Origin of the sequence: Haloferula helveola (genome assembly GCF_037076345.1) — a bacterium.
GTDB classification, from domain to species: Bacteria; Verrucomicrobiota; Verrucomicrobiia; order Verrucomicrobiales; family Akkermansiaceae; genus Haloferula; species Haloferula helveola.
Genome location: NZ_AP024702.1, coordinates 5,326,638 through 5,345,803, shown reverse-complemented (window position 1 = coordinate 5,345,803; position 19,166 = coordinate 5,326,638). Strand labels below are relative to the sequence as shown.

The 19,166-nt window shown below is 61.7% G+C and carries 19 protein-coding genes; 9 read left to right on the top strand and 10 right to left on the bottom strand.

The features are described from left to right. Window positions 1-93: 93 nt before the first annotated feature. Window positions 94-1,083, bottom strand: coding sequence for a hypothetical protein (locus HAHE_RS20390; RefSeq protein WP_338687098.1), 990 nt, complete (start codon window positions 1,081-1,083; stop codon window positions 94-96). A gap of 175 nt (window positions 1,084-1,258) precedes the next feature. Here HAHE_RS20390 and HAHE_RS20385 point away from each other — a divergent pair, with 175 nt between their 5' ends. Further along, window positions 1,259-1,960 (top strand): outer membrane lipoprotein-sorting protein, encoded by a 702-nt coding sequence (locus HAHE_RS20385; RefSeq protein WP_338687097.1) that lies wholly within the window; start codon window positions 1,259-1,261, stop codon window positions 1,958-1,960. 10 nt (window positions 1,961-1,970) lie between these two features. On the opposite strand, the gene HAHE_RS20380 is transcribed toward HAHE_RS20385, so the two are convergent. The 6 genes from HAHE_RS20380 to HAHE_RS20355 all read right to left on the bottom strand — a co-directional run bounded on the left by HAHE_RS20380 (window position 1,971) and on the right by HAHE_RS20355 (window position 6,827). Continuing rightward, the gene (locus HAHE_RS20380; protein WP_338687096.1) at window positions 1,971-2,591 is read right to left on the bottom strand and encodes a YqaA family protein; all 621 of its coding nucleotides are present in this window, start codon (window positions 2,589-2,591) and stop codon (window positions 1,971-1,973) included. A gap of 8 nt (window positions 2,592-2,599) precedes the next feature. Continuing rightward, entirely contained in the window at window positions 2,600-3,598 is a 999-nt protein-coding gene (locus HAHE_RS20375; RefSeq protein ID WP_338687095.1) for an NAD(P)H-dependent glycerol-3-phosphate dehydrogenase, read from the bottom strand. Window positions 3,599-3,602: 4 nt separating this feature from the next. Continuing rightward, window positions 3,603-4,325 (bottom strand): glycerol-3-phosphate 1-O-acyltransferase PlsY, encoded by a 723-nt coding sequence (gene plsY / locus HAHE_RS20370; RefSeq protein WP_338687093.1) that lies wholly within the window; start codon window positions 4,323-4,325, stop codon window positions 3,603-3,605. Window positions 4,326-4,390: 65 nt separating this feature from the next. Continuing rightward, entirely contained in the window at window positions 4,391-5,140 is a 750-nt protein-coding gene (locus tag HAHE_RS20365; protein WP_338687091.1) for a hypothetical protein, read from the bottom strand. A 47-nt stretch (window positions 5,141-5,187) separates the two neighbouring features. Beyond that, window positions 5,188-5,895: an SDR family oxidoreductase gene (locus HAHE_RS20360; RefSeq protein WP_338687089.1), complete on the bottom strand. Its 708-nt coding sequence runs from the start codon at window positions 5,893-5,895 to the stop codon at window positions 5,188-5,190. Beyond that, on the bottom strand, window positions 5,892-6,827 hold the full coding sequence (locus HAHE_RS20355; protein ID WP_338687087.1) for an AhpC/TSA family protein: 936 nt from the start codon (window positions 6,825-6,827) through the stop codon (window positions 5,892-5,894). Before HAHE_RS20355 ends, HAHE_RS20360 begins: the two co-directional genes overlap by 4 nt. Before the next feature lie 155 nt (window positions 6,828-6,982). On the opposite strand from HAHE_RS20355, the gene trpS reads away from it, so the two are divergent. The 5 genes from trpS (at window position 6,983) to HAHE_RS20330 (ending at window position 15,022) form a co-directional block, all read left to right on the top strand. Further along, window positions 6,983-7,948: a tryptophan--tRNA ligase gene (trpS, locus tag HAHE_RS20350; RefSeq protein ID WP_338687085.1), complete on the top strand. Its 966-nt coding sequence runs from the start codon at window positions 6,983-6,985 to the stop codon at window positions 7,946-7,948. A 259-nt stretch (window positions 7,949-8,207) separates the two neighbouring features. After that, the gene (locus HAHE_RS20345; protein ID WP_338687083.1) at window positions 8,208-8,960 is read left to right on the top strand and encodes a YebC/PmpR family DNA-binding transcriptional regulator; all 753 of its coding nucleotides are present in this window, start codon (window positions 8,208-8,210) and stop codon (window positions 8,958-8,960) included. Window positions 8,961-8,992: 32 nt separating this feature from the next. Continuing rightward, the gene (gene rho, locus HAHE_RS20340) at window positions 8,993-10,723 is read left to right on the top strand and encodes a transcription termination factor Rho (RefSeq protein WP_338687081.1); all 1,731 of its coding nucleotides are present in this window, start codon (window positions 8,993-8,995) and stop codon (window positions 10,721-10,723) included. A gap of 352 nt (window positions 10,724-11,075) precedes the next feature. Next, complete coding sequence (locus HAHE_RS20335; protein WP_338687079.1) at window positions 11,076-13,772, top strand: valine--tRNA ligase; 2,697 nt, start codon at window positions 11,076-11,078, stop codon at window positions 13,770-13,772. A gap of 56 nt (window positions 13,773-13,828) precedes the next feature. Further along, window positions 13,829-15,022 carry a DUF4332 domain-containing protein gene (locus HAHE_RS20330; RefSeq protein ID WP_338687077.1) on the top strand — a complete coding sequence of 398 codons (1,194 nt, stop codon included), beginning with the start codon at window positions 13,829-13,831 and terminating at the stop codon, window positions 15,020-15,022. A 24-nt stretch (window positions 15,023-15,046) separates the two neighbouring features. Here the strand turns inward: HAHE_RS20330 and dtd are convergent, their stop codons facing one another. Genes dtd through HAHE_RS20315 form a run of 3 tightly spaced genes read right to left on the bottom strand, consistent with a single transcriptional unit; the run spans window position 15,047 to window position 16,474 of the window. Continuing rightward, on the bottom strand, window positions 15,047-15,502 hold the full coding sequence (dtd, locus tag HAHE_RS20325; protein ID WP_338687076.1) for a D-aminoacyl-tRNA deacylase: 456 nt from the start codon (window positions 15,500-15,502) through the stop codon (window positions 15,047-15,049). Between the two features lie 7 nt (window positions 15,503-15,509). After that, window positions 15,510-15,863 (bottom strand): rhodanese-like domain-containing protein, encoded by a 354-nt coding sequence (locus HAHE_RS20320; RefSeq protein WP_338687075.1) that lies wholly within the window; start codon window positions 15,861-15,863, stop codon window positions 15,510-15,512. Further along, complete coding sequence (locus tag HAHE_RS20315; RefSeq protein WP_338687074.1) at window positions 15,860-16,474, bottom strand: L,D-transpeptidase family protein; 615 nt, start codon at window positions 16,472-16,474, stop codon at window positions 15,860-15,862. Before HAHE_RS20315 ends, HAHE_RS20320 begins: the two co-directional genes overlap by 4 nt. 138 nt (window positions 16,475-16,612) lie before the next feature. On the opposite strand from HAHE_RS20315, the gene HAHE_RS20310 reads away from it, so the two are divergent. The 3 genes from HAHE_RS20310 to HAHE_RS20300 are packed head-to-tail and all read left to right on the top strand — an operon-like array spanning window position 16,613 to window position 19,124. Then, window positions 16,613-16,915 (top strand): FmdB family zinc ribbon protein, encoded by a 303-nt coding sequence (locus HAHE_RS20310; protein WP_338687073.1) that lies wholly within the window; start codon window positions 16,613-16,615, stop codon window positions 16,913-16,915. 44 nt (window positions 16,916-16,959) lie between these two features. After that, window positions 16,960-17,691, top strand: coding sequence for a hypothetical protein (locus tag HAHE_RS20305; protein WP_338687072.1), 732 nt, complete (start codon window positions 16,960-16,962; stop codon window positions 17,689-17,691). A 17-nt stretch (window positions 17,692-17,708) separates the two neighbouring features. Next, complete coding sequence (locus HAHE_RS20300) at window positions 17,709-19,124, top strand: hypothetical protein (RefSeq protein ID WP_338687070.1); 1,416 nt, start codon at window positions 17,709-17,711, stop codon at window positions 19,122-19,124. Window positions 19,125-19,166: the final 42 nt, after the last annotated feature.

Sequence of the window (19,166 nt, the reverse complement as noted above, 5' to 3'; positions counted from 1 at the left end):
AAGGGAACGCTCGGTGGAAGCCGGGGAGGGTAGCGGCTGCCGGAAAGAGGGCAAGGCAGAGCTGTTCCAGTCTGCGTGGGGGTCCGCGGGCGCCTATTTCGGCGTGTAGTGCGAGGCTTTGCCGAGCTCGATGCAGTCGCAGACCCAGTCGATCAGGCTCGCGGTTTCTCCGCTCTCGCGGCGCAGCGCTTCGAGGGCTCCCCAGTCGATGTGCTGGCGATGCCGGGGAGCGGCGATCCGATCGAAATTGATCCGTTCCATCAGGGCCTCGGTCTCCTTCGGATGGGCATTGAGGATGTTGGCGGCCCGCGGCAGGTCATCGAGAGTCTCGATACCAATCCCGAACGAGCTGACACCGACGCCGAAAGTGGCGTTCAGGGCACGCAGACCGTCGGCGAGGGCCTCGTCCTCGATCGGGGCGGCGTAAACGAGTTCGCCGCCCTGGGTCCACATCGATGCGGAGAGGGTTTGGAAAAAATCCTCGCGGAAGCTGTGCAGCGACGCCTGGATCCGCAGCCGGGTGGCGCTGAGACGGAAGGGGGGCAGCCCGAGGCGTTGTTTGAGCGAAAGCATGCGCGACTCGAGCGCCATGTCCTCGTCGGAGTCCTCGCCGGTTTGCCAGTCGACGACGACCAGTTCGGGATACTTCCAGAGATTGCCGAGTGGCGACCCTGCGGTAAACGCATCCCGGTATTCGAAGGGAAAGCGGCCGTTGACCTCGCTGAACCGGCGGACGATCGCGCGGAATTTCTTCACCCGCTCCAGCGCGTGGTCGACGGCACCCCGGTCGGCATTGAGATCCTCCAGCCTGCCTTGGCTGAGCGCGAGCAGCTCCTGGGCCCCCGACAGCGCGGGAACCGGTGCCGAGCGGCGGTAATACCCCTGTCCCTTCTCCACCTTGGCGATCGGCGAGGCCGGATCGCAGGACATGATCGAGAAATGGTAGCGCAGTGAGGCGTCTGAATAATTGCCGCTGAGCTGCAGGCGCACGAGCCGGATCAACTCGGTGCCTTTGATGGCTTCGGAAGGATTTTGGGGGAGAAGGGCTGGGAGCAGGTCCGAAAGCTGGGTGCGGAGACTCATGGAGGTCTAAGGGGGACGGCAACGGATTCGTTGCAAAGTATCCAATGGACCGGCCGGATTTCCGGCAAGCTCCAATGGTGGAAATTTGGAAAAATCCGCCAATCCGGCCGCTGTGTTTTTTGAATACGGGGAAGCACTTGCACGTTGGAGGTGAAACAGCGATTGTTCAGCGATGATGAAACAATGGATTTCAACGACCTTGGCGGTGGCGGTGCTGGCGATGCCGGCGTTCAGCCAGACCGCCGAGCAGCTCATGGAGCGCGCCCGGCTCGCCGCGACTCTTCAGCAAGCCGATTTGACGGGCAACATCAGCGGGCCAGGGGGGAAGACGAATGTCGCGCTGTTCCTGAAAGGGAAGAACATCCAGTTCCAGTTTCTGGAGAACAAGAAGTGGGTACCCTTTCACCTCCGTCTTGGTGGTAACCAATTTGACCTGTTCGAGTTCAAGGACGGCAAGACCTTGAGATTCCCCAACGAGAAACTCCGGCAGCCGATTGCGGGAAGCGATCTGACTTACGAGGACCTGTCGTTCCGGTTCCTCTACTGGCCCAAGCCGTCACTGCTGGGTGACGAACGGGTCGGTCCCCACAACTGCTACAAGATCCGGGTCAACAATCCCGGTGCCGGTGGTGCCTATTCCGTCGTTTACGTCTGGGTCCACAAGGAGTTCGGCGCCTTCATGAAGATCGAGGGATTCGATCGGAACGGCACCCGTCTCAAGCGATTCGAAGTGGATGGCGTGATGAAGCTTTCGGACGGAAGCTACACGCTGAAGGAAATGACGGTCGCGACGATGAATGGCGACCGCGCGGCCAGCCGGAGCAAGCTTCGCTTCGACAAGCCGACGCGGACGGCCCCCGGTGGCGGACCCCGGTAGGGCCGCGCCGTCAGTGGAGGAATTTGATCGCGAGGATTCCGATCACGACCAGCGCCCCGAGTCCGAGGAAGCACCATTCGAGGTGCTTCTCGATGAAGGGGCGCACCTTGGGGCCGAAAATCCGGATGATGCCCGCGACGACAAAGAAGCGGAATCCTCTGCCGATGATCGATGCGATGATCAACTGAGGCAGGCTGTAGTGGAACAGGCCGGAGGCGATGGTGAAGACCTTGTAGGGGATCGGGGTGATCGCGGCGATCAGGATGCCCAGGAATCCATAGTCCGCATACCAGGTCTGGATCTTCTCCTGGGTGTGGCCGTCGCCATCGAAAAAGTTCAGCAGGGGCTGCGCGACCGACTCGGCAAGTCCCCAACCGATCAGCCAGCCGGCGATCCCGCCAAGGACCGACCCTGCCGTGCAGACCAGTGCGTATTTCGCCCACTTCTTTCGCGCTCCGAAGCAGAGGGCGAGGAGCAGCACGTCGGGTGGAATGGGGAAGAACGACGACTCTGCGAAGGCGATGAGGAAAAGCGCCCACGTTCCCCCGGGGCGGTCGGCCCACGAAATGGTCCAGTGATACAGACGCCGGATGATGCCCGGCCGCTTCTCGGTTTCGGAGACGGCAGTCATGAAATGGTTCAGTCGGTCTCCGGTCGGGGGTCGCGGTTGAGCAGTTCACTCAGAGCGCGTGCGGCCGGCATGTCCTCGTAGAGGATTGCGTAAACCGCATCGATGATCGGTGTGCGGGCTCCGGCGGCTCGTGCGGCTTCGTAGATCGATTGGGTGTTCGGAACGCCCTCGGCGACCATGCCCAGCGAGTTGACCGCATCCTCAAGGGTTTTGCCTTCGCCCAGTGCGTTGCCGACCCGGTGGTTTCGGGAGTGGGGAGAGAAGCAGGTGGCGATGAGGTCGCCGACCCCTGACAGTCCGGAGAATGTTTCGACACGCCCGCCGAGTTGAACCCCCAAGCGGGTCATCTCGGCCAATGCCCGGGTGACCAATGCGGCAATCGCGTTGTCGCCGAGTCCGAGGCCGGCGGCGATGCCTGCGGCGATGGCGTAGATGTTCTTGATCGCTCCACCAAGTTCAATGCCGGCGATGTCGTCGCTGGTGTAGCTCCGGAAATGCGAGGCGGTAAAGAGTTGCTGCAACCCGCAAGCGAGCTCCTCGTCGCGGCATCCGATCACCGCGCAAGTGGCTAGGTCGGTCGCGATCTCCTCCGCATGATTGGGACCGGAAAGGACGGCCACGGGGTTGTCGGGGAAGCCCTGCTGGATGATGCTGCTCATGCGCTCGCCGGTACCGCGCTCGATGCCTTTGGCGCATGAGAGCAGGGCGGTCTCCTTCGGCAGGCCGAGCGAGGCGAGTTTCTCGACCGTTCCGCGGGTGGCTGAGGTCGGGATACAGAAGAGCACGAGGTCGTGTTCCGCAGCGGACGCGAGTTCCGTGCCGGCCGTAACCGACTCAGGCAACGATGCGCTGGACAGATAACGCGGATTCCGATGGTCGCGGTTGATGGTCGCGGCGACATCCGGGTCGCGCCCGATCATCGCCACGGAGTCGAGCTGGCGCCCGATGATGTGGGCCAGCGCAGTGCCGAACGATCCGGTTCCGAGAATAGCGGCGCTTTTGAACATCGGATCAGGCTTTCGATTTCGGGGTGAACCGGTGCTCGGTGCCGTCCATCAGCCGGCGGATGTTGGTCCGGTGCTTCCAGATCGCCAAGGCGGCGATGACCACGCTGAAGAAGAACAGCGGCTTGTTCCAAGTGTCGGCTTCCCACAGCGAGACCCCGGCGTCGTTCTTGTGGAAGCGCGCTCCGACATGCGTCAGAACCGGTAACGCCGCCGCCGCTCCGATCGAAGCAACCGAGACATACCGGGTGATGAGAAAGAGAAGGCCCCAGACGGCGATCAGCAGAATGACCGCGAAAGGCATGAGCCCGAGGACGACGCCCGCGGAGGTGGCGATGCCCTTGCCTCCTTTGAATCCCACCCATGGCGAATAGTTATGGCCGAGGATCGCGCACAAGGCGGTCACGACGTGGACGAGTTGTCCTTTGAACTGTTCCGACGCCGGAAGCTCCATTGCGAGCGAGTCAAGAAACCCGAGGTGCGGAACGATCGCCTTGCCGTCGATCTGGATCAGGTTGATCGCGATCACCATCGGGATGTAGCCCTTGAGAAGATCGAGGAACAAACAGGTGATCCCGTATTTCTTGCCGACGATCCGAAGAACATTCGTTGCGCCGATATTCCCGGAGCCGTGGGCCCGGATGTCGATGCCCTTCATTCGGGCAATGATCAGGCCGAAGGGAATCGATCCGAGAAGGAAAGCGAGGATGGGGCAGATCCAGAGCTGCATGCCGGGGCGGAATTAGGGGAAAGCGGGGCGGTTGTCACCTGCAGAACCTCAGGCGGTCCCGCGGGCTAGGGTTTCCAGTAGTCCGCGACCCATGGCACCGGTTTCACCCGATGGTGCAGTTTCTTGCCCCGGAACCCCTCGACCGCGTCGTGAGGATCCGGCTGCCCGTGGAAAACGAGGAATTTCGCACCCTTGGGCTTGGGCGGCGACATGACGAGGTTCAGCGGGAACGGCGGACGGCAGTTGAACTTGAAGCTGCGGACCCATTCCTCCGGCCACCAGTAGCGCTCCTTCATGGCGTAGGTCAGGAAGTGCTGCTCGGTGACGAAGATCGAGCGGTCCTGGGCGCGATCCAGCTCCCTCACGAAAGTGTCGTAGATGTACTGCGACTTGCCGGCCTCGAAGCGGAAGATCGAGGAGTTTCCGATCTCCGGCCGCTTGCGGAACAGTTGCTTCCGGCGCTCCCACCAGTTGTGGATGATGCAGTTCTTGCCCGGCTTGTAGTCGAAGAAGCAGTCAATCGAGTCGAGAACCACCAGGTCGAGATCGAGAAACAAGGTGGGACCTTCAAGATTCTCGAAGCCGTCGCGGGTCATCACCAGCTTCATGAACACGTTCGGCCACTTCGATTGCGTGACCCCCGGGTTCTCGGGAAACGGCCGCGCTTCGATTCCCTCAACGAGATCGGAAGGGTCGTCGGTCAGGCATAGGAAACGGAACGGGCGCGAGAGGTTCCGCTGGATCGACCTGTAGAGGACGTTGACGTAGTGGGCCGGATACCGGGTGCCCCACTTCATGCAGATGATGTTGACCATGCCTTGGAAGGATTGCGGCGCGGCGGCACCGGATTGTCAACCACGGCTCAGACCTTTTGGTCCGAGGAGCGGAGCAGGATATCGCCGATTTCCACGTGTGCCGGGGTTTCGAGCATCGTGATGATGCAGCGGGCCACGTCCTCGGGTTCCAGCATGGTCATGGCCTGCCGGGTCTTCTGCAGGGAATCCTCCCGGCCACGGAAGTAGTGCTCCAGCAGTGGCGTGTCGACGAACCCCGGCGAGACACAGCCCACCTGGACCGGAAGCCCGGCCGCCTTGATTTCAAGACGCATGGAGTCGGTGATCGCCCGCACGGCGAACTTGGTGGGTGCGTAGAACCCACCGGTCGGCGGCACCCGGTGACCGCTCATTGAGGACACGTTTACGATCCGTCCTCCGGTCTTGGGGAAATGGCGGAGGGCGAGTTGGGAGCAGAGCGTGAGAGCGAACACGTTGACCCGCCACATCTCCTCCCAGTCGGCCGGATTGCCATCGATGATGCGCGACAGGTAGGCCATGCCGGCGCAATTCACCAGAGCATCGATCCGGTCGACCTTCTGGAAGATTTCAAGGATGTCTTCGCGCCGGGTCAGGTCGGCCTCAATCGGCCGGACACCCGATGGAAGTGACGAAGGTCTGCGCGTCACGCCAAGCACCGTCGCGCCACGTGCCATCGCCATCGAGGCCGTCACACGTCCGATGCCGCTTGATGCCCCGGTCAGAAGCAGGGTGCGTCCTTCAAGTGGGCTGCTCATGCCGGGACGCTTTCAGTGTTCTCCGGCTCTGGCAACCCTTCGAACAGGGCGGGAAGGTCAGGGAGGTCGGCCTGGGTCTTTGCCCGCTGCGCCGCGAGGATATCATTGTCGTGAAAAAGGAACGCGCCCGGAAGTTGGAGGCCGTCGCCGGCGACATGGCCGATCCCGCATCCCCGGAACAGGGCAATGATCAGGGGCAGCCACACCCGCGGACCGAAGAGCTCGAGGAAGCCACCCTTTCCGAGGTCAAAGGCACGGTAGAGTTCGCACATCGGGTCCGCGATTCGCGCGATGTTGCCCTTTCCATCAAGATACTGCTTCTCACCGCCGGGTGACAGCATGTGAACGAGGACGAGTCGCGCGCCGTGTCGGTCCGCCTCCCGTTTCAGGTCCTCAAGTTCTCTGAGAATCTTGCGTGTGAAGGTGCAGCCGAAGTGCCGGAGGAACACAAGGACAAGCACCTGGTCCTTGGCGGCGGCACCGAGCGTGACGCCGGTCGACAGGTGATACTGCTGGCCTGCTTCCTCGAGCGTGAGCGGAGGGTCGCCGGACGGTGGTCGTCCGGCGTGCGCTTCCGCCGCTGCCCACAGCATGGCGGCGAAAGGGAACCACCAGAGGAGGTCGTCGATCACCACCAGCCCGAGGATTTGATAGGGAAGGGGACCATCGATCCGGATCGTGATGAAGCTGATGATGACGAAGTTGAATTTGAGGAACCCCATCAGCACGAGCGGCCAGTGGCGGACGGGCGACCGCGAGGCGATAAGGAATCCGCAGCCGAATGCGGCCGACAGGAGTCCGACACCCCGCCAGAGCATCGGGTGGTTGGGACGGTCGCAGCCGATCCAGTCGAAGTAAAGATTCGGCCAGAAGTTGGCCCAGACACCGAACAGCAGATGAAAGACGCCCGCGGCAATCAGCACGCGGGGCATCCAACGGGGCGTCGAACACGCGCCGTTTCTGCACTCGATGACCATGGGCGAGGTTAGTCCGACTCTCTCCCGCCGCAAGCGGGGATGCCGAACGTGCTCCAGATCGCTTGGAGCCGGTCTTGACCGCCACGTCCCGAGTTTCCATCGTCCGCCGCATGCGAATCCTGACCGGCCTCCAACCGAGCGGCAAACTCCACGTCGGCAACTATTTCGGCGCGATGGAGCCGGCGGTGAACCTCCAGGAGAAGGGGGAGGCATTCTACTTCATCGCCAACTACCACGCGATGACGACGGTGAGGAATCCGGACGAGCTCCGGGAGTTCACCCGTGAACTCGCGGTCGATTTCCTGGCCTGCGGCCTCGATCCGGAGAGGGCTGTGTTCTTCCGCCAATCCGACGTGCCGGAAGTCAACGAGCTCGCATGGATCCTTTCGACGGTGTGTCCGGTCAGCATGCTCGAGAAGGCGCACTCGTACAAGGACAAGACCGCCAAGGGCATTTCTCCGAACCACGGCCTGTTCGCCTACCCGGTGCTGATGGCCGCGGACATTTTGCTCTACGACTCGAACCTGGTCCCGGTCGGCAAGGACCAGAAGCAGCACCTCGAGATGACGCGCGACCTCGCGGGTAAGGTCAACGAGGCATACGGCGAAGGAACTCTCGTCGTTCCCGAACCCATGATTCGCGAGGGAGTCGCTGTCGTGCCGGGACTCGATGGTCAGAAGATGAGCAAGAGCTACGGCAACACCCTGCCGTTGTTCGGCGATGAAAAGCCGTCGAAAAAGCTGATCATGCGGATCGTGACTGACTCGACTCCTGTCGAGGACCCGAAGCCGGTCGACGGCTCGCTGATCCTGCCGTTGTTCCGTCTGTTTGCCGACGACGAGGCCTACCGGAGAATGGAGGAGGACCACCGCAACGGAGGATGTGGCTACGGCGACTTCAAAAAGCGTCTTGCAGAGGCTTACTGGGACTACTTCGAACCGATGCGACGCCGGCGCACCGAGTTGCTGGCCGATCCGGGCTACGTCGACTCGGTCCTCGCTGCGGGTGCGGAAAAGGCGCGAAATGCGGCCAGCCTCGTGATGGACCGGGTAAGGAAGGCCGTTGGTCTCGCCTGACGCCCTGAAATTCCGGGCATTGGCGGCGGAAGATTTCCTTTGCCAAACCGTTCCGGTCCGGGCATCGTTTTGGCAGTCCGATTGAGGCGGCACCTGTGATTCGGCAGGTTGTCACGGTCCGGGTTCCCGCTCCCGCCCAAGGTTTTTGGGGCAATGATTGCGGGGTTCAGCCCGACCGGAACCTCTCCATCGTTCCATCTCCTTTGTGGGAATACTCCGAGGCGGAGCCATTCCATCAGAGGGATTCCACCATTCGTTCATGGCAGGTCACAACAAGTGGTCAAAAGTTAAGCATATCAAGGCACGGGTCGACGTGATCCGTGGCAAGGTGTTCAGCAAGTGTGCCCATGAAATCGCCATCGCGGCCCGCGATGGTGGCGGTGACCCGACGATGAATCCCCGGCTGCGCGCGGCGATCGACGGCGCCAAGGCCGTCTCGATGCCGAAGGACAACATCGAGCGCGCAATCAAGAAGGGCACCGGAGAACTCGGAGGTGAAGCCATCCAAGAGGTGAGCTACGAGGGTTACGGACCCCAGGGAATCGCTTTCCTGATTGAGGCGGCGACCGACAACCTGAATCGGACGGCTGCGGACATCCGCTCGATCTTCACGAAAGGTGGGGGGAGCGTCGCGACACCCGGAAGCGTCGCCTACCAGTTCGACCGGAAGGGTGAGATCACGCTGCCGGCCGAAGCGCTGGGTGAGGACGAAGTGATGGAGGCCGCGATTTTGGCAGGCGCCGATGACGTACGCAGCGATGAGGAAGGTCACATCCTGCTGACGGCTCCGACGGAACTCTACGCAGTCTCCAGCGCGCTTCGTGAGAGCGGCCATGAGCCGGCTTCCGAGAAACTCGTTTCTATTCCGCAGAATCCCACCGTGATCGACGATCTGGAGCAGGCCAAGCAGGTCCTGAAGCTGTACGAGAAGCTCGATGAGCATCCCGACACCATGAATGTGTTCACCAATTTCGAGGTCAGCGATGATGTGCTCGCGACGCTTGATGCCTGACACCAACCGATCTCACCCCCGAAACCGATTTCATGAGCGAAGAGAGCACCCGAGAGGCCGATCGTGACGCTTCGAGCGCGCCGAAGAAGAAGGCCGCCAAGACCGCTGCGCGGAAGACAGCCAAGAAGGCTGCGAAGAAGGCCGTTAAAAAGATGGCCAAGAAGGCTGCGAAAAAGACGGCTGCGAAGAAGGCCGCCAAGCGGGCGCCGAAGAAGGTCGAGTCGGCCCAGGGAGAGCTGGCTCTTGATGCGCCGAAGAAGGAAGTGTCTGGCGAGGCAAAGCCCGCCGAAGCTGCTCCTGCTCCTCGCCCCGAACCGAAAACCGAAGCTCCACGGAGCGAAGGAAAGGAAAGTGCTTCGCCATCCGTCGACAAAACCGACGGCGACCGTGAGGTCAAGTTCGGCCGGGTGCCGGGCGGTGGCCCGGTCCGACGGTCGGAAACGCAGGACGACAATCGATCGGGTGAGCCGGCCGCGCGCCGGGATGACTCCCAGGAGTCCGGCCGATCGGATAGCCGCAGTGAGAAACGCCGGCGTCGGCGTCGTCGGCGGCGGGACCGCGGCAATCAGGGTGGAAACGAGTCTGGCGATGGAGGTCGCGACGAGAACGAACAACGCCCTGCGGTCCTTGAAGGGCCCAAGGTGGAAGTCGACGGCTTGCTCGAACTCGCGCCAAAGGGCTTCGGATTCCTGAGAAAACCGGACAAGAATTTCGAGCAGGCGCGGGACGACGTTTTTGTCTCTCCCGATCTCGTCAGGAAGCACGGCCTGCGTGTCGGCGTTTGGATCAAGGGCCTCAGTCAACAGGGTCCTCGGGGACCGCAGATGGTCGAGATCACCGAGATCAACGACATGCCGCCCGAAGAGGCCAAGCGTCTCCCTGCGTTTGAAGAGCTCAAGGCGGTCAATCCTTCAAAGCGGATTTCGTTCGAGACCACTCCGGAGCGATACACGACCCGGGTGATCGATTTGATGTCGCCTGTCGGACGCGGTCAGCGCGGTCTGATCGTGTCACCCCCTCGATCGGGCAAGACGACGCTGTTGCTCCACATGGCGGAGGCCGTGCAGGAGCTTCACGATGAAAGCCTTCACCTGATGGTGCTGTTGGTCGACGAGCGCCCCGAGGAAGTCACCGAGTTCCGGCGGGCTCTGCCGGGCGTGGAAATCTATGCCAGCTCGAATGATGAGCACCTCCGCAACCACACTCGCATTGCCGAGATCGCGATCGAAAGGGCAAAGCGCTTGGTCGAGGCCGGCAGGCATGTGTTCCTCCTGATGGACTCGATCACCCGTCTCGCACGCGCCTACAATGGTGGCGGTGGCGGTGGCGGAGGCAAACGGAAGAAGGGGCGGGGAATCGGCTCTGGTGGGATTATGGTCGGCGCGCTCGAGACGCCTCGCAGGCTCTTCGCCGCGGCCCGCAACACCCGCGAGGCCGGGTCGCTGACGATTCTGGCGACGGCCCTGATCCAGACCAACAGCCGCGCGGACGATGCGATTTTCCAAGAGTTCAAGGGAACCGGGAACATGGAGCTCGTGCTCGATCGGAAAATCGCCGAGAACTACGTCTATCCGGCTGTCGATATCTTCAAATCCGGCACCCGCCGCGAAGAACTTCTGCTCCCGGAACATACGCTGCATAAGATCCACATGATCCGGCGAGGGCTTTCCGGCCACCGGCCGCTGGAGGCAATGGAACGTCTGCTGTTCTTCCTTAAGAAGTTCCCGAATAATCCTCAGATGCTGTTGGAAATCAAGGGATAGCACTTAAATATCCGGAGTTTGCAAATGTTGTGAAACCGATCTCGCTTGTCGAACCCTCGGGGCCGCTCTGCGTAAAAAATCGTAGTCGACGAAAGTTTGACTGAAACAAACGCCCCTCTGCGGCGTTTAGTCAGATGTAGATCCTGACAGAAAAACGGGATCGCGAGTTTTGCCGAGGGGCATCAACCCTAAGGTAGGAGGCTCGGTCGATTGCTCCTCAGGTTTTTGGGTTTTTTCCTGGGGAGTGGAGGCCGGGCCTCCGTCGCATTCAGGGCATGGCTTCCGATGCGGCGTGGATCCCCGCTTCGCCCTTCTTTACAAAACCGGGGGGCTCTGGCATCCCTCCGCCGCAATGTCCGAATTGGCGAAAGCGTATGAGCCGCAAGCGGTGGAGGAGAAGTGGTATGCCGCTTGGCTGGAGGGAAAGTGCTTCGAGGCGGATCCGAGATCCGAAAAGCCGGCCTACTCGATCGTCATTCCTCCGCCTAACGTAACGGGGATTCTTCACCTCGGCCACGTACTGAACAACTCGCTGCAGGACATCCTCGCCCGACGCGCCCGTCAGACCGGGCATGAGGTGTTGTGGCTGCCCGGCACGGACCATGCCGGGATCGCCACCCAGGCCAAGGTCGAGCGCGAGCTCCGAGAAGCGGAAGGCAAGAGCCGCCGCGATCTCGGTCGGGACGCTTTTCTCGAGCGAGTGTGGGATTTCAAGGATCGCCACGGCGACATCATCATCAAGCAGCTCAAGCGTCTCGGCTGCTCGTGTGATTGGTCGCGCGAGCGCTTCACCATGGACGAAGCTTACACCAAGTGGGTCAGTCATGTGTTCGTCGAGCTCTTCAAGGAGGGCCTGATCTACCGCGGCAAGCGGATGGTGAACTGGTGTCCGGTTTCACTGACGGCACTTTCCGACGAGGAGGTGATCATGAAGCCGCAGCGCTCGAAGCTGTATCGGATGCGCTACGAACTGGTCGATTCACCTGGCGAGTATCTGGAGATCTCGACGACCCGTCCGGAAACCCTGATGGGGGACGTGGCGGTGGCCGTGAATCCCAAGGACCCCCGCCACGCCGCGAATATCGGGAAGATGGTGCGGCGTCCGTTTCCGGCCGCGGAGATTCCGATCGTCGCCGACGAGCATGTCGACATCGAGTTCGGAACCGGTGCCCTCAAGATCACCCCGGCCCACGACAAGGCGGACTTCGAAATCGGTCTCAAGCACAACCTCGAGATCATCGACGTGCTGCATCCGGACGGGACGATCAACTGTCCGGACTGTCCGGATCTCGACGGGTTGGATCGCTTCAAGGCCCGCAAGCTTGCAGCGGCAAAGCTGGAGGAGATGGGCCTGCTGGTCGAAGTCGAGGAGTATGAGAACAACGTCGGGTTCTCCGAGCGGGCCGATGTCCCGGTGGAGCCGAGGATTTCGATGCAGTGGTTCCTTCGGTATCCGTGCGTGGATGAGGCGGCGAAGGCGGTGGAGAGTGGTGAGATCGCCTTCCGTCCGGATCGCTGGCGCAAGACGTATGCGCACTGGATGGAGAATCTGCAGGATTGGTGCATCAGCCGGCAGCTGTGGTGGGGTCACCAGATTCCGGTGTGGTATCGCAAGGAGAAGCTTGAGGCGCTGAAGGGAGCGGAGTCGCTCGACATGGCGGACTTCGACAAAGGCGACATCCACGTGGGGGTGGAGGAGCCGGCCGATGCGGATGAGTGGGTCCGCGACGAGGACGTGATGGACACGTGGTTCAGTTCTTGGCTGTGGCCGTTCGCGACGATGGCCGGGGTTGGAGAGCGGACCGACGAACTGAAGAAATTCTATCCGACGAGCGATCTCGTGACGGGGCCCGACATCCTGTTCTTCTGGGTCGCCCGCATGATCATGGCGGGGTACCGCTTCGAAGGTGAATTGCCGTTCCGCAATGTCTACTTCACCGGTCTGATCCGAGACATGAAGGGGCGGAAGATGAGCAAGTCGCTCGGTAACTCGCCCGACCCGATCGACCTGATGGAGAAGTATGGCGCGGACGGTTTGCGGTTCGGACTCACGAGGATCGCTCCTGTCGGCACTGACATCCGATTCGATGAATCACAGATCGAGGAGGGCCGGAACTTCGCCAACAAGCTCTACAATGCCTGCCGTTTCCGCCAGATGGCGGAAGGATCGGCGTCGTATGCGGTTGGCCCCGCCTCCCTCGGCGAGCTGCCGCCGTATCACGTCGATATCATCGCGAAACTCGACGCGCTGGCTTCGGACCTCGATCGTCTCTATGCCGACTACCGCTTCGGTGAAATCGCGCAGCGGCTTTACGAGTTCCTCTGGAGTGATTTCTGCGACCGCTTCCTCGAGGCGGTGAAGGGGGATCTGCGTGAGGACGCGTCCGCGGATGCCCGCGACAAGACTCTCGCGGTATTCGATGCGGTGATCTCGCGTTACCTGCAACTGCTCCACCCGTACATGCCGCATGTGACCGAGGAGCTGTCGCAACGGATGGGCTTTACCGGCGATGGCGAGTTCGTCATGGAGAAGGAACTCGCCGCCGACGGCTTGCTTGCCGGGGCCGATCGTTCGGCAGTCGAGGCCGAGCAGGCCAAGGCGGCCGCGATTTACGAGTCGGCGGGTCGCCTGCGGAACCTCAAGGCGGAGTACAACGTCGCCACGCGCCGGGACGTGAAGTTCGTGGTGAAGGGTGCGCCCAACTGGTTGGAAGGGGAGAAAGGTGTGCTCGCGCTGCTCTCGGGAGCCGGTGAGATCGCGATCGATGCATCTTATGAAGCACCGAAGGGAACGCCGGCGGCACTTACCGATATCGGTGAGGTGGCACTGCCTCTCGAGGGGTTGATCGATGTCGAGGCCGAGAAAATCCGCCTCGGGAAAGAGATCGAGAAGATCCGGATCGAGGTGAGGAAATCCGAAGGCAAGCTCGGCAATGCCAGCTTCGTCGAGCGGGCTCCTGCCGAGGTCGTGGACCAGGAGCGGGCCCGGCTCGAGGAGTGGAAAGGCAAGCTCTCCCAGCTTGAGGAGATGGTAGCATCCCTCGGATGATGTCTTGTTCCGAGGCGAGGGTTGGATAGTCTCCGGCCTGTCGCGCAAGACGACCCATGGTCGCGTTCAAATCCATCGAAGGCATCGAAGACGGAGAAATCGAACTGCTCGAGGCGGCCGGTTTCTCCGATGTGCGCGAGCTTGCGACCGTGGAGCCCGAGGCGCTTCACGCCGAGTTGGTGAAAGCCAATAGTGTCTTGGGCTTGCTCGATGCGGCTCCTGGCATCGAGTCGGTCCGCGCGTGGGTCGGCTTTTCCCGGCAAACCACCGAGGGCAATACGGTGGCCCCGCAGAGTGCCGTAGCCGGGCCTGCGGTGGTTTCCATCGGCGTGGTGCAGGAGGCTTCGGTCGAGGTGGATGAAGTGGCTGAGGCAGAGGCGGTTGAGGAAAGCGAGCCTGTCGTCGAGCCTGAGCCGGTGCCTCAGGGGCCGGTCAATTTCGAGGCGGATCCGGACGTTCAGGACATGCTTGACCGGGCGCCCGTGGCGCTACCGATCCCGAATCGTCTCTTGATGGAACAAGGAATCCGGCCCTCGGAGATCGAACCGGCAGAAGTGCTTAATCGGGCGGTCAGTGATCTCGAGGTGGCGGTGGCGTCGAACTCGAAGAAGCCCGCGCCCGGGTCGATCGGCAAACCACGGGGCAAGGCGGGAGGTCTCAAGCAGGTTGCGGACTTCCGGTCGGGTACCCGATTGGGGATCGACTCCGCCCGCGTGCGCAGCATTGACGATGTCCGGGATGAGCCGCTCGCCGAACCATCGAAAACCGAGCAGGCGCCGGTGGATGAGCGGGTGCGTTTGATCCGCACGGCTCGGGAGTCGACCAATCGGGGCAAGGATCCGAATTCCCGATGGTTCATCCGCGGAGTGCTTCACGACCGTCCGTTCCTCGTTTGGTTCGGCTGCGTGATCTTCATCCTTTTCCAGCTGGCGGTTCCGCTCGGTCTTGTCGCCGCACCATTGCTGATGCTTTCGGATCACCCTTCGAACAGCTTTGCCTGGGTTCCGTCTTGGGTGATCGCTTTTCCAATCGCGATTCCGGTGTTCGGTCTGCTGTATTTCGCGGTGTCCTGCAGGGTGAAGTGCCGTGTCTGCGGACAGAAAGTCCTGATGCCGAGGAAGTGCCTCAAGAACCGCAAGGCCCACCACATTCCGGGTATCGGCTACATCCTCCCGCTCGCTGTGCACACCATCCTGTTCCGATGGTTCAACTGCACGTTCTGCGGAACCTCGGTGCGGATCAAGGAGTGAGCCGGGGCTGGGTCGGCCGCGCGATCACTCCCGGAGCTTGGAATCGATGAGGATGGTAACCGGACCGTCGTTAATGAGCCGGACTTTCATGTTGGCACCGAACCGGCCACGTCCCACCGTTCTTCCCGATTCTTCTTCGAGCCTGGCGCAGAACGCCTCGTAGAGCGGTTCCGAGTGCTCGGGGCGGGCAGCCCGGATGAAGGACGGCCGGTTGCCCTTGCGGGTCGAGGCGTGGAGTGTGAACTGGCTGACGACGATCGCTCCCGCCTCCGGTAGATCGAGCATTCCGAGATTCATCTTTCCCTCTGGGTCCGCGAAGATCCGCATCCGTGCGACCTTGGCGGCGAGCCACGCGAGATCGTCGTCGGTGTCGGTCTCCTCGATACCGAGAAGAATCAGAAGCCCGGTTCCGGTTTCCGCGACGGTCTCGCCGGAAATCACGACGGATGCTTCGGAGACCCGTTGGACAATCGCTCGCACGGTGGTTCTAGTACTTCGGGACTTGCGGGTCGATGCGGTCGGACCAGAGATCGATTCCTCCCGACATCGACCATGCCTGATCGAGACCCAGCGATCGCAGGAAGGCGGCAGCCCGGAGCGAGCGCATGCCGTGGTGGCAGTAGACGATGCACGGAATACCGTCGGCAGCCGCCGCTTCGGCGCCCGGGCGGAAGTCGGAAAGAGCAATGTGGCGGGCGTTGGGCAGGCGGTTGATCGCCCATTCGTCCGCCTCCCGGCAGTCAATCAGGCGCCAAGTGCCGGATTCGATCTTCGGAGCCAGTTCGGAGACCTGCTCGACGGTCAATTCGATGCCCTGCGCCGGGTCGAAATCGGAGGTCATCGCTCGACGATCACCGGAGTGCCGACTTCTACATTCTCGAAGAACTTCCTGGCCATCTTGTCGGGCATCCGGACGCAGCCGTGGGACGCGCTGTAGCCGGGCAGGTAACCGGTGTGCATGCCGATTCCGCCATTGAATCGCATGAAGTAGGGCATCGGGGCGCCGACATAAATGCAGCCGGGAGGACACTTGTCCTTGGTGGTGTCGACGTCATCGTTGACGACCTGACCGGTCACCTTGTCCTTGAAGACACCGTAGAGGTTGGACCGGTGATCCTTGTTCTTCTGGATGATCTTGAACTGGCCCGGGGGAGTGTCGTGACCTTCCTGACCCGTCGAGATCCGTGACACGCCGACCAACTTGCCGCCTTTGTAAAAGTGCGCCTTCTGCTGGCTCAGGTTGATGCGGACAAGGGGAGAGCCTTTCACGTGGTCGCCTGCCCAATACGACGCGTCATCCGGAAGGGCGGCTCCGGGGTCGGTCGGAGATCGTTGCTCCTGCTGGGGTGGTCCGTAGGCGGCGAGGTAGCGGCTGGTCCGGTCACCTGTGACATTCCAGTTGCAGGAAGCCAGCAGCAGGCAGGCGGGAAAAAGAAGCGGGAAGAATCTCATGGTCGCGGTCCGGTGCCGGAAGAGATACGCGCAAGAGGCTGCGGGTCAAGGGCGTGAGTGAGTGGCCCCACGATTCAAACCGAGGGGTTGCAAGGGGAAGCGGACGTGGTAGAGGGGGCGGCGCAAGCGACATTGGCCATGCCGAATTACGACTACGTCTGTGAGAAGTGCGGGCACCGGTTCGAGGTGTTCCAAAGCATGAATGACCCCAAACTGACGGATTGTCCGGCCGAGGGCTGCGACGGCAGCGTGCGTCGTCTTTTGGGAACCGGGGCGGGGCTGATCTTCAAGGGTGGAGGCTTTTACCAGACCGACTACCGCTCCGAGTCCTACAAGAGCGGCCAGAAGAAGGATTCGGAGACCGGGAAGAAGCCTGCCGCCGAGAAGTCCTCGGGTTCCGACCCGAAACCCTCGAAACCGGCCTCCTCTGACTCGGCCTGAGCCGGGCTTGGCAAAACTCCGGCATTTGTCCATAACGCCCGGGCATGGGAGATAAGGACGCAGGTTCTGAGAAGAAAAAGGGCGGTTGCTTGGGGAAGTTGGCGACGTTGATCGCCTTCCTCGGGTTGGCCGGACTGGGTGCCGCGATTTACTTCATCTCCCAGCCCCAGGATCTTTCGGACCTCGATGGTAGGGGGCCGGGTGCGATCGGTAAGCGGTCGAGAGACCTGCTCGAGGTGCTCACGAACGCCTCCGACCGGGACTACGACGTCAGTATTTCCGAGGAGGAGATCAATCTGTTCCTGCGGGACACGCTGTCTTCCAAGCAAGGGGGCATCCTTGCCGACCAAGTGAAGATCAAGGATGTCGCGGTGCGTCTCGAAGATGGCCGGGCCGAGGTGATCATCGTGCGCGACGTGGCGGGCTATCCTCTGACCCTCTCGATGTATCTGCGGGTCGAGCAGTTGGAGCAGCCGAGCGGCAAGATCACCACGCAGATCTTTCGTGATGGAGGCCCCTACCACGACAGCTTGCCGAAGCCCGGAGTGGGTGGAAGGTTCGGGCAGTTGCCGGTGCCCGAGGGCTTCCTGATTCTCGTGCTGCCGTCATTCCAGGAGCTAGCGGGTCTCTACCGAACGCCCGGCGACCGCCGCAAACCCGAGAAGGAACTCGATTACGTAGAGGAGATGACCCGGATTCGGATCGAGGAAGGCAAGCTCGTGCTGGATCCCTCGCCGAATGCTTTGGAGATGCCGCTTCCGGGAGGGCTGCGATGAGGTGGCTCCGGTCATTCTTGGCCGGATGGCTGGTGGTGCTTCCGCTTCTGGCGGAGGAGCCCGGGAGGGCGGTTCCGCTGCTTGATCGGGACGCGGTCGATCCGGGTGACGAGTATGTCCCCTTGGAGATGGAAGAGCCGAAGATCGATCCGGGGATCCAGTTGCGAGACCGGGTCGAATCGGCGAGCGGGCAATTCGGGGTGTCCGGTGGAGTCGGCCCGCAACGAAGCTCGCTGGCTCTTGAGGCGGAATCGGTGCGCGAACGGTTCAACCGTCTGATTGGCGAAAAATCGCCGGATGTCACGATGCCGATCGAGATCATTCTCCACGGACAACCGGGCGATGAGCCCCGGGCACGCCCGCTGGCGTTCGAACTGCGGTTCACAGCCGAGACTTACCTGCTGCGGATCCATGTCGATCTGGCTCGCGGGCTGGATAATGAGAAGATGGAGCGAGCGCTGCTCACTGGACTGCTCTACCAAAGGGCGCTCAAGGGTGTGAAACCGGGCGGGCTTGGTTCTCCGCTAAAGGCTCCGGTGTGGCTCGTGGAGGGTCTCCGCGAAGCGGAAAAGTGGCGCTCAGGCCTCGGAGATCGGGCGCTCTACCAAGGGGTGTTTGAACGGGGCGGACACTTCACCATGGATCAGCTGCTCGGGATCGACGAAGCGGGTTTCGCTCGTCTCGACGGCGTCTCGCGGACCATGTTCCGCGTGCTATCCGGGGCTCTGGTGATGGCATTGCTCGAGCAACCTCGGGGGCAGGAGGCCTTTGCGGGATTCTGCGACGAGATCGCCCGCTTTGAAGGTGAGTATCCGATCCTGATGCGGCGCCACTTTCCCGAGCTGAACCTGTCCGAGCGCAGCTTGGTGAAGTGGTGGGCATTGACCTTGGCGAAGCTGGCCGATGCTCCGATCACCGACTCGATGGGCATTGCCGAATCCGAGAAGGCATTGGCGGCGGCATTGACTCTCCGGTACGAGGATGGTGAAGGACTTGCCCGCACCGCGTCTTTCGAGTCGCTGGAGAATCTGCCGGATCTCGATGAAGCTGAGAGATTCATGGTGATTCGTCCCGCTCAAGAGGCCTTGAACCGTCTCAGCTACCGGTGTTTCCCCTCCTACCGGCCCCTACTCTTCGAGTATCAGGAACTGCTGGTCAGCTGGGCCGACAAGGGGGCGAAAGGTTCGACTGCGGAAGCTCTGGCCGACCTCGCGGAAATGCGGGAAATCATGGCCAGCCGGGCGCTGCGGGCACGGGACTACATGGACTACGTCGAGATTTCCCAAGCGAACGAGCTAAGCGGCAGCTTCGATGACTACCTCGAGCTCAAGAAGGAGTTGGAAGAACGGCCACGGGTTGAGCGCGATGATCCCATCTCCGGCTATCTCGACCGGTTTGACCGGGTCTATGATCCACGCGTGGGTCGAAAATAGGCACAATCTGTGGGTGGATTTGACTTTTGATCCTCTGATTTT

Coding starts and splice junctions, on each gene's coding strand:
- HAHE_RS20390 (WP_338687098.1), bottom strand. CDS start 1,083: ATGAGTCTCCGCACCCAGCTTTCGGACCTGCTCCCAGCCCTTCTCCCC.
- HAHE_RS20385 (WP_338687097.1), top strand. CDS start 1,259: ATGAAACAATGGATTTCAACGACCTTGGCGGTGGCGGTGCTGGCGATG.
- HAHE_RS20380 (WP_338687096.1), bottom strand. CDS start 2,591: ATGACTGCCGTCTCCGAAACCGAGAAGCGGCCGGGCATCATCCGGCGT.
- HAHE_RS20375 (WP_338687095.1), bottom strand. CDS start 3,598: ATGTTCAAAAGCGCCGCTATTCTCGGAACCGGATCGTTCGGCACTGCG.
- plsY (WP_338687093.1), bottom strand. CDS start 4,325: ATGCAGCTCTGGATCTGCCCCATCCTCGCTTTCCTTCTCGGATCGATT.
- HAHE_RS20365 (WP_338687091.1), bottom strand. CDS start 5,140: ATGGTCAACATCATCTGCATGAAGTGGGGCACCCGGTATCCGGCCCAC.
- HAHE_RS20360 (WP_338687089.1), bottom strand. CDS start 5,895: ATGAGCAGCCCACTTGAAGGACGCACCCTGCTTCTGACCGGGGCATCA.
- HAHE_RS20355 (WP_338687087.1), bottom strand. CDS start 6,827: ATGCCCCGCGTGCTGATTGCCGCGGGCGTCTTTCATCTGCTGTTCGGT.
- trpS (WP_338687085.1), top strand. CDS start 6,983: ATGCGAATCCTGACCGGCCTCCAACCGAGCGGCAAACTCCACGTCGGC.
- HAHE_RS20345 (WP_338687083.1), top strand. CDS start 8,208: ATGGCAGGTCACAACAAGTGGTCAAAAGTTAAGCATATCAAGGCACGG.
- rho (WP_338687081.1), top strand. CDS start 8,993: ATGAGCGAAGAGAGCACCCGAGAGGCCGATCGTGACGCTTCGAGCGCG.
- HAHE_RS20335 (WP_338687079.1), top strand. CDS start 11,076: ATGTCCGAATTGGCGAAAGCGTATGAGCCGCAAGCGGTGGAGGAGAAG.
- HAHE_RS20330 (WP_338687077.1), top strand. CDS start 13,829: ATGGTCGCGTTCAAATCCATCGAAGGCATCGAAGACGGAGAAATCGAA.
- HAHE_RS20320 (WP_338687075.1), bottom strand. CDS start 15,863: ATGACCTCCGATTTCGACCCGGCGCAGGGCATCGAATTGACCGTCGAG.
- HAHE_RS20315 (WP_338687074.1), bottom strand. CDS start 16,474: ATGAGATTCTTCCCGCTTCTTTTTCCCGCCTGCCTGCTGCTGGCTTCC.
- HAHE_RS20310 (WP_338687073.1), top strand. CDS start 16,613: ATGCCGAATTACGACTACGTCTGTGAGAAGTGCGGGCACCGGTTCGAG.
- HAHE_RS20305 (WP_338687072.1), top strand. CDS start 16,960: ATGGGAGATAAGGACGCAGGTTCTGAGAAGAAAAAGGGCGGTTGCTTG.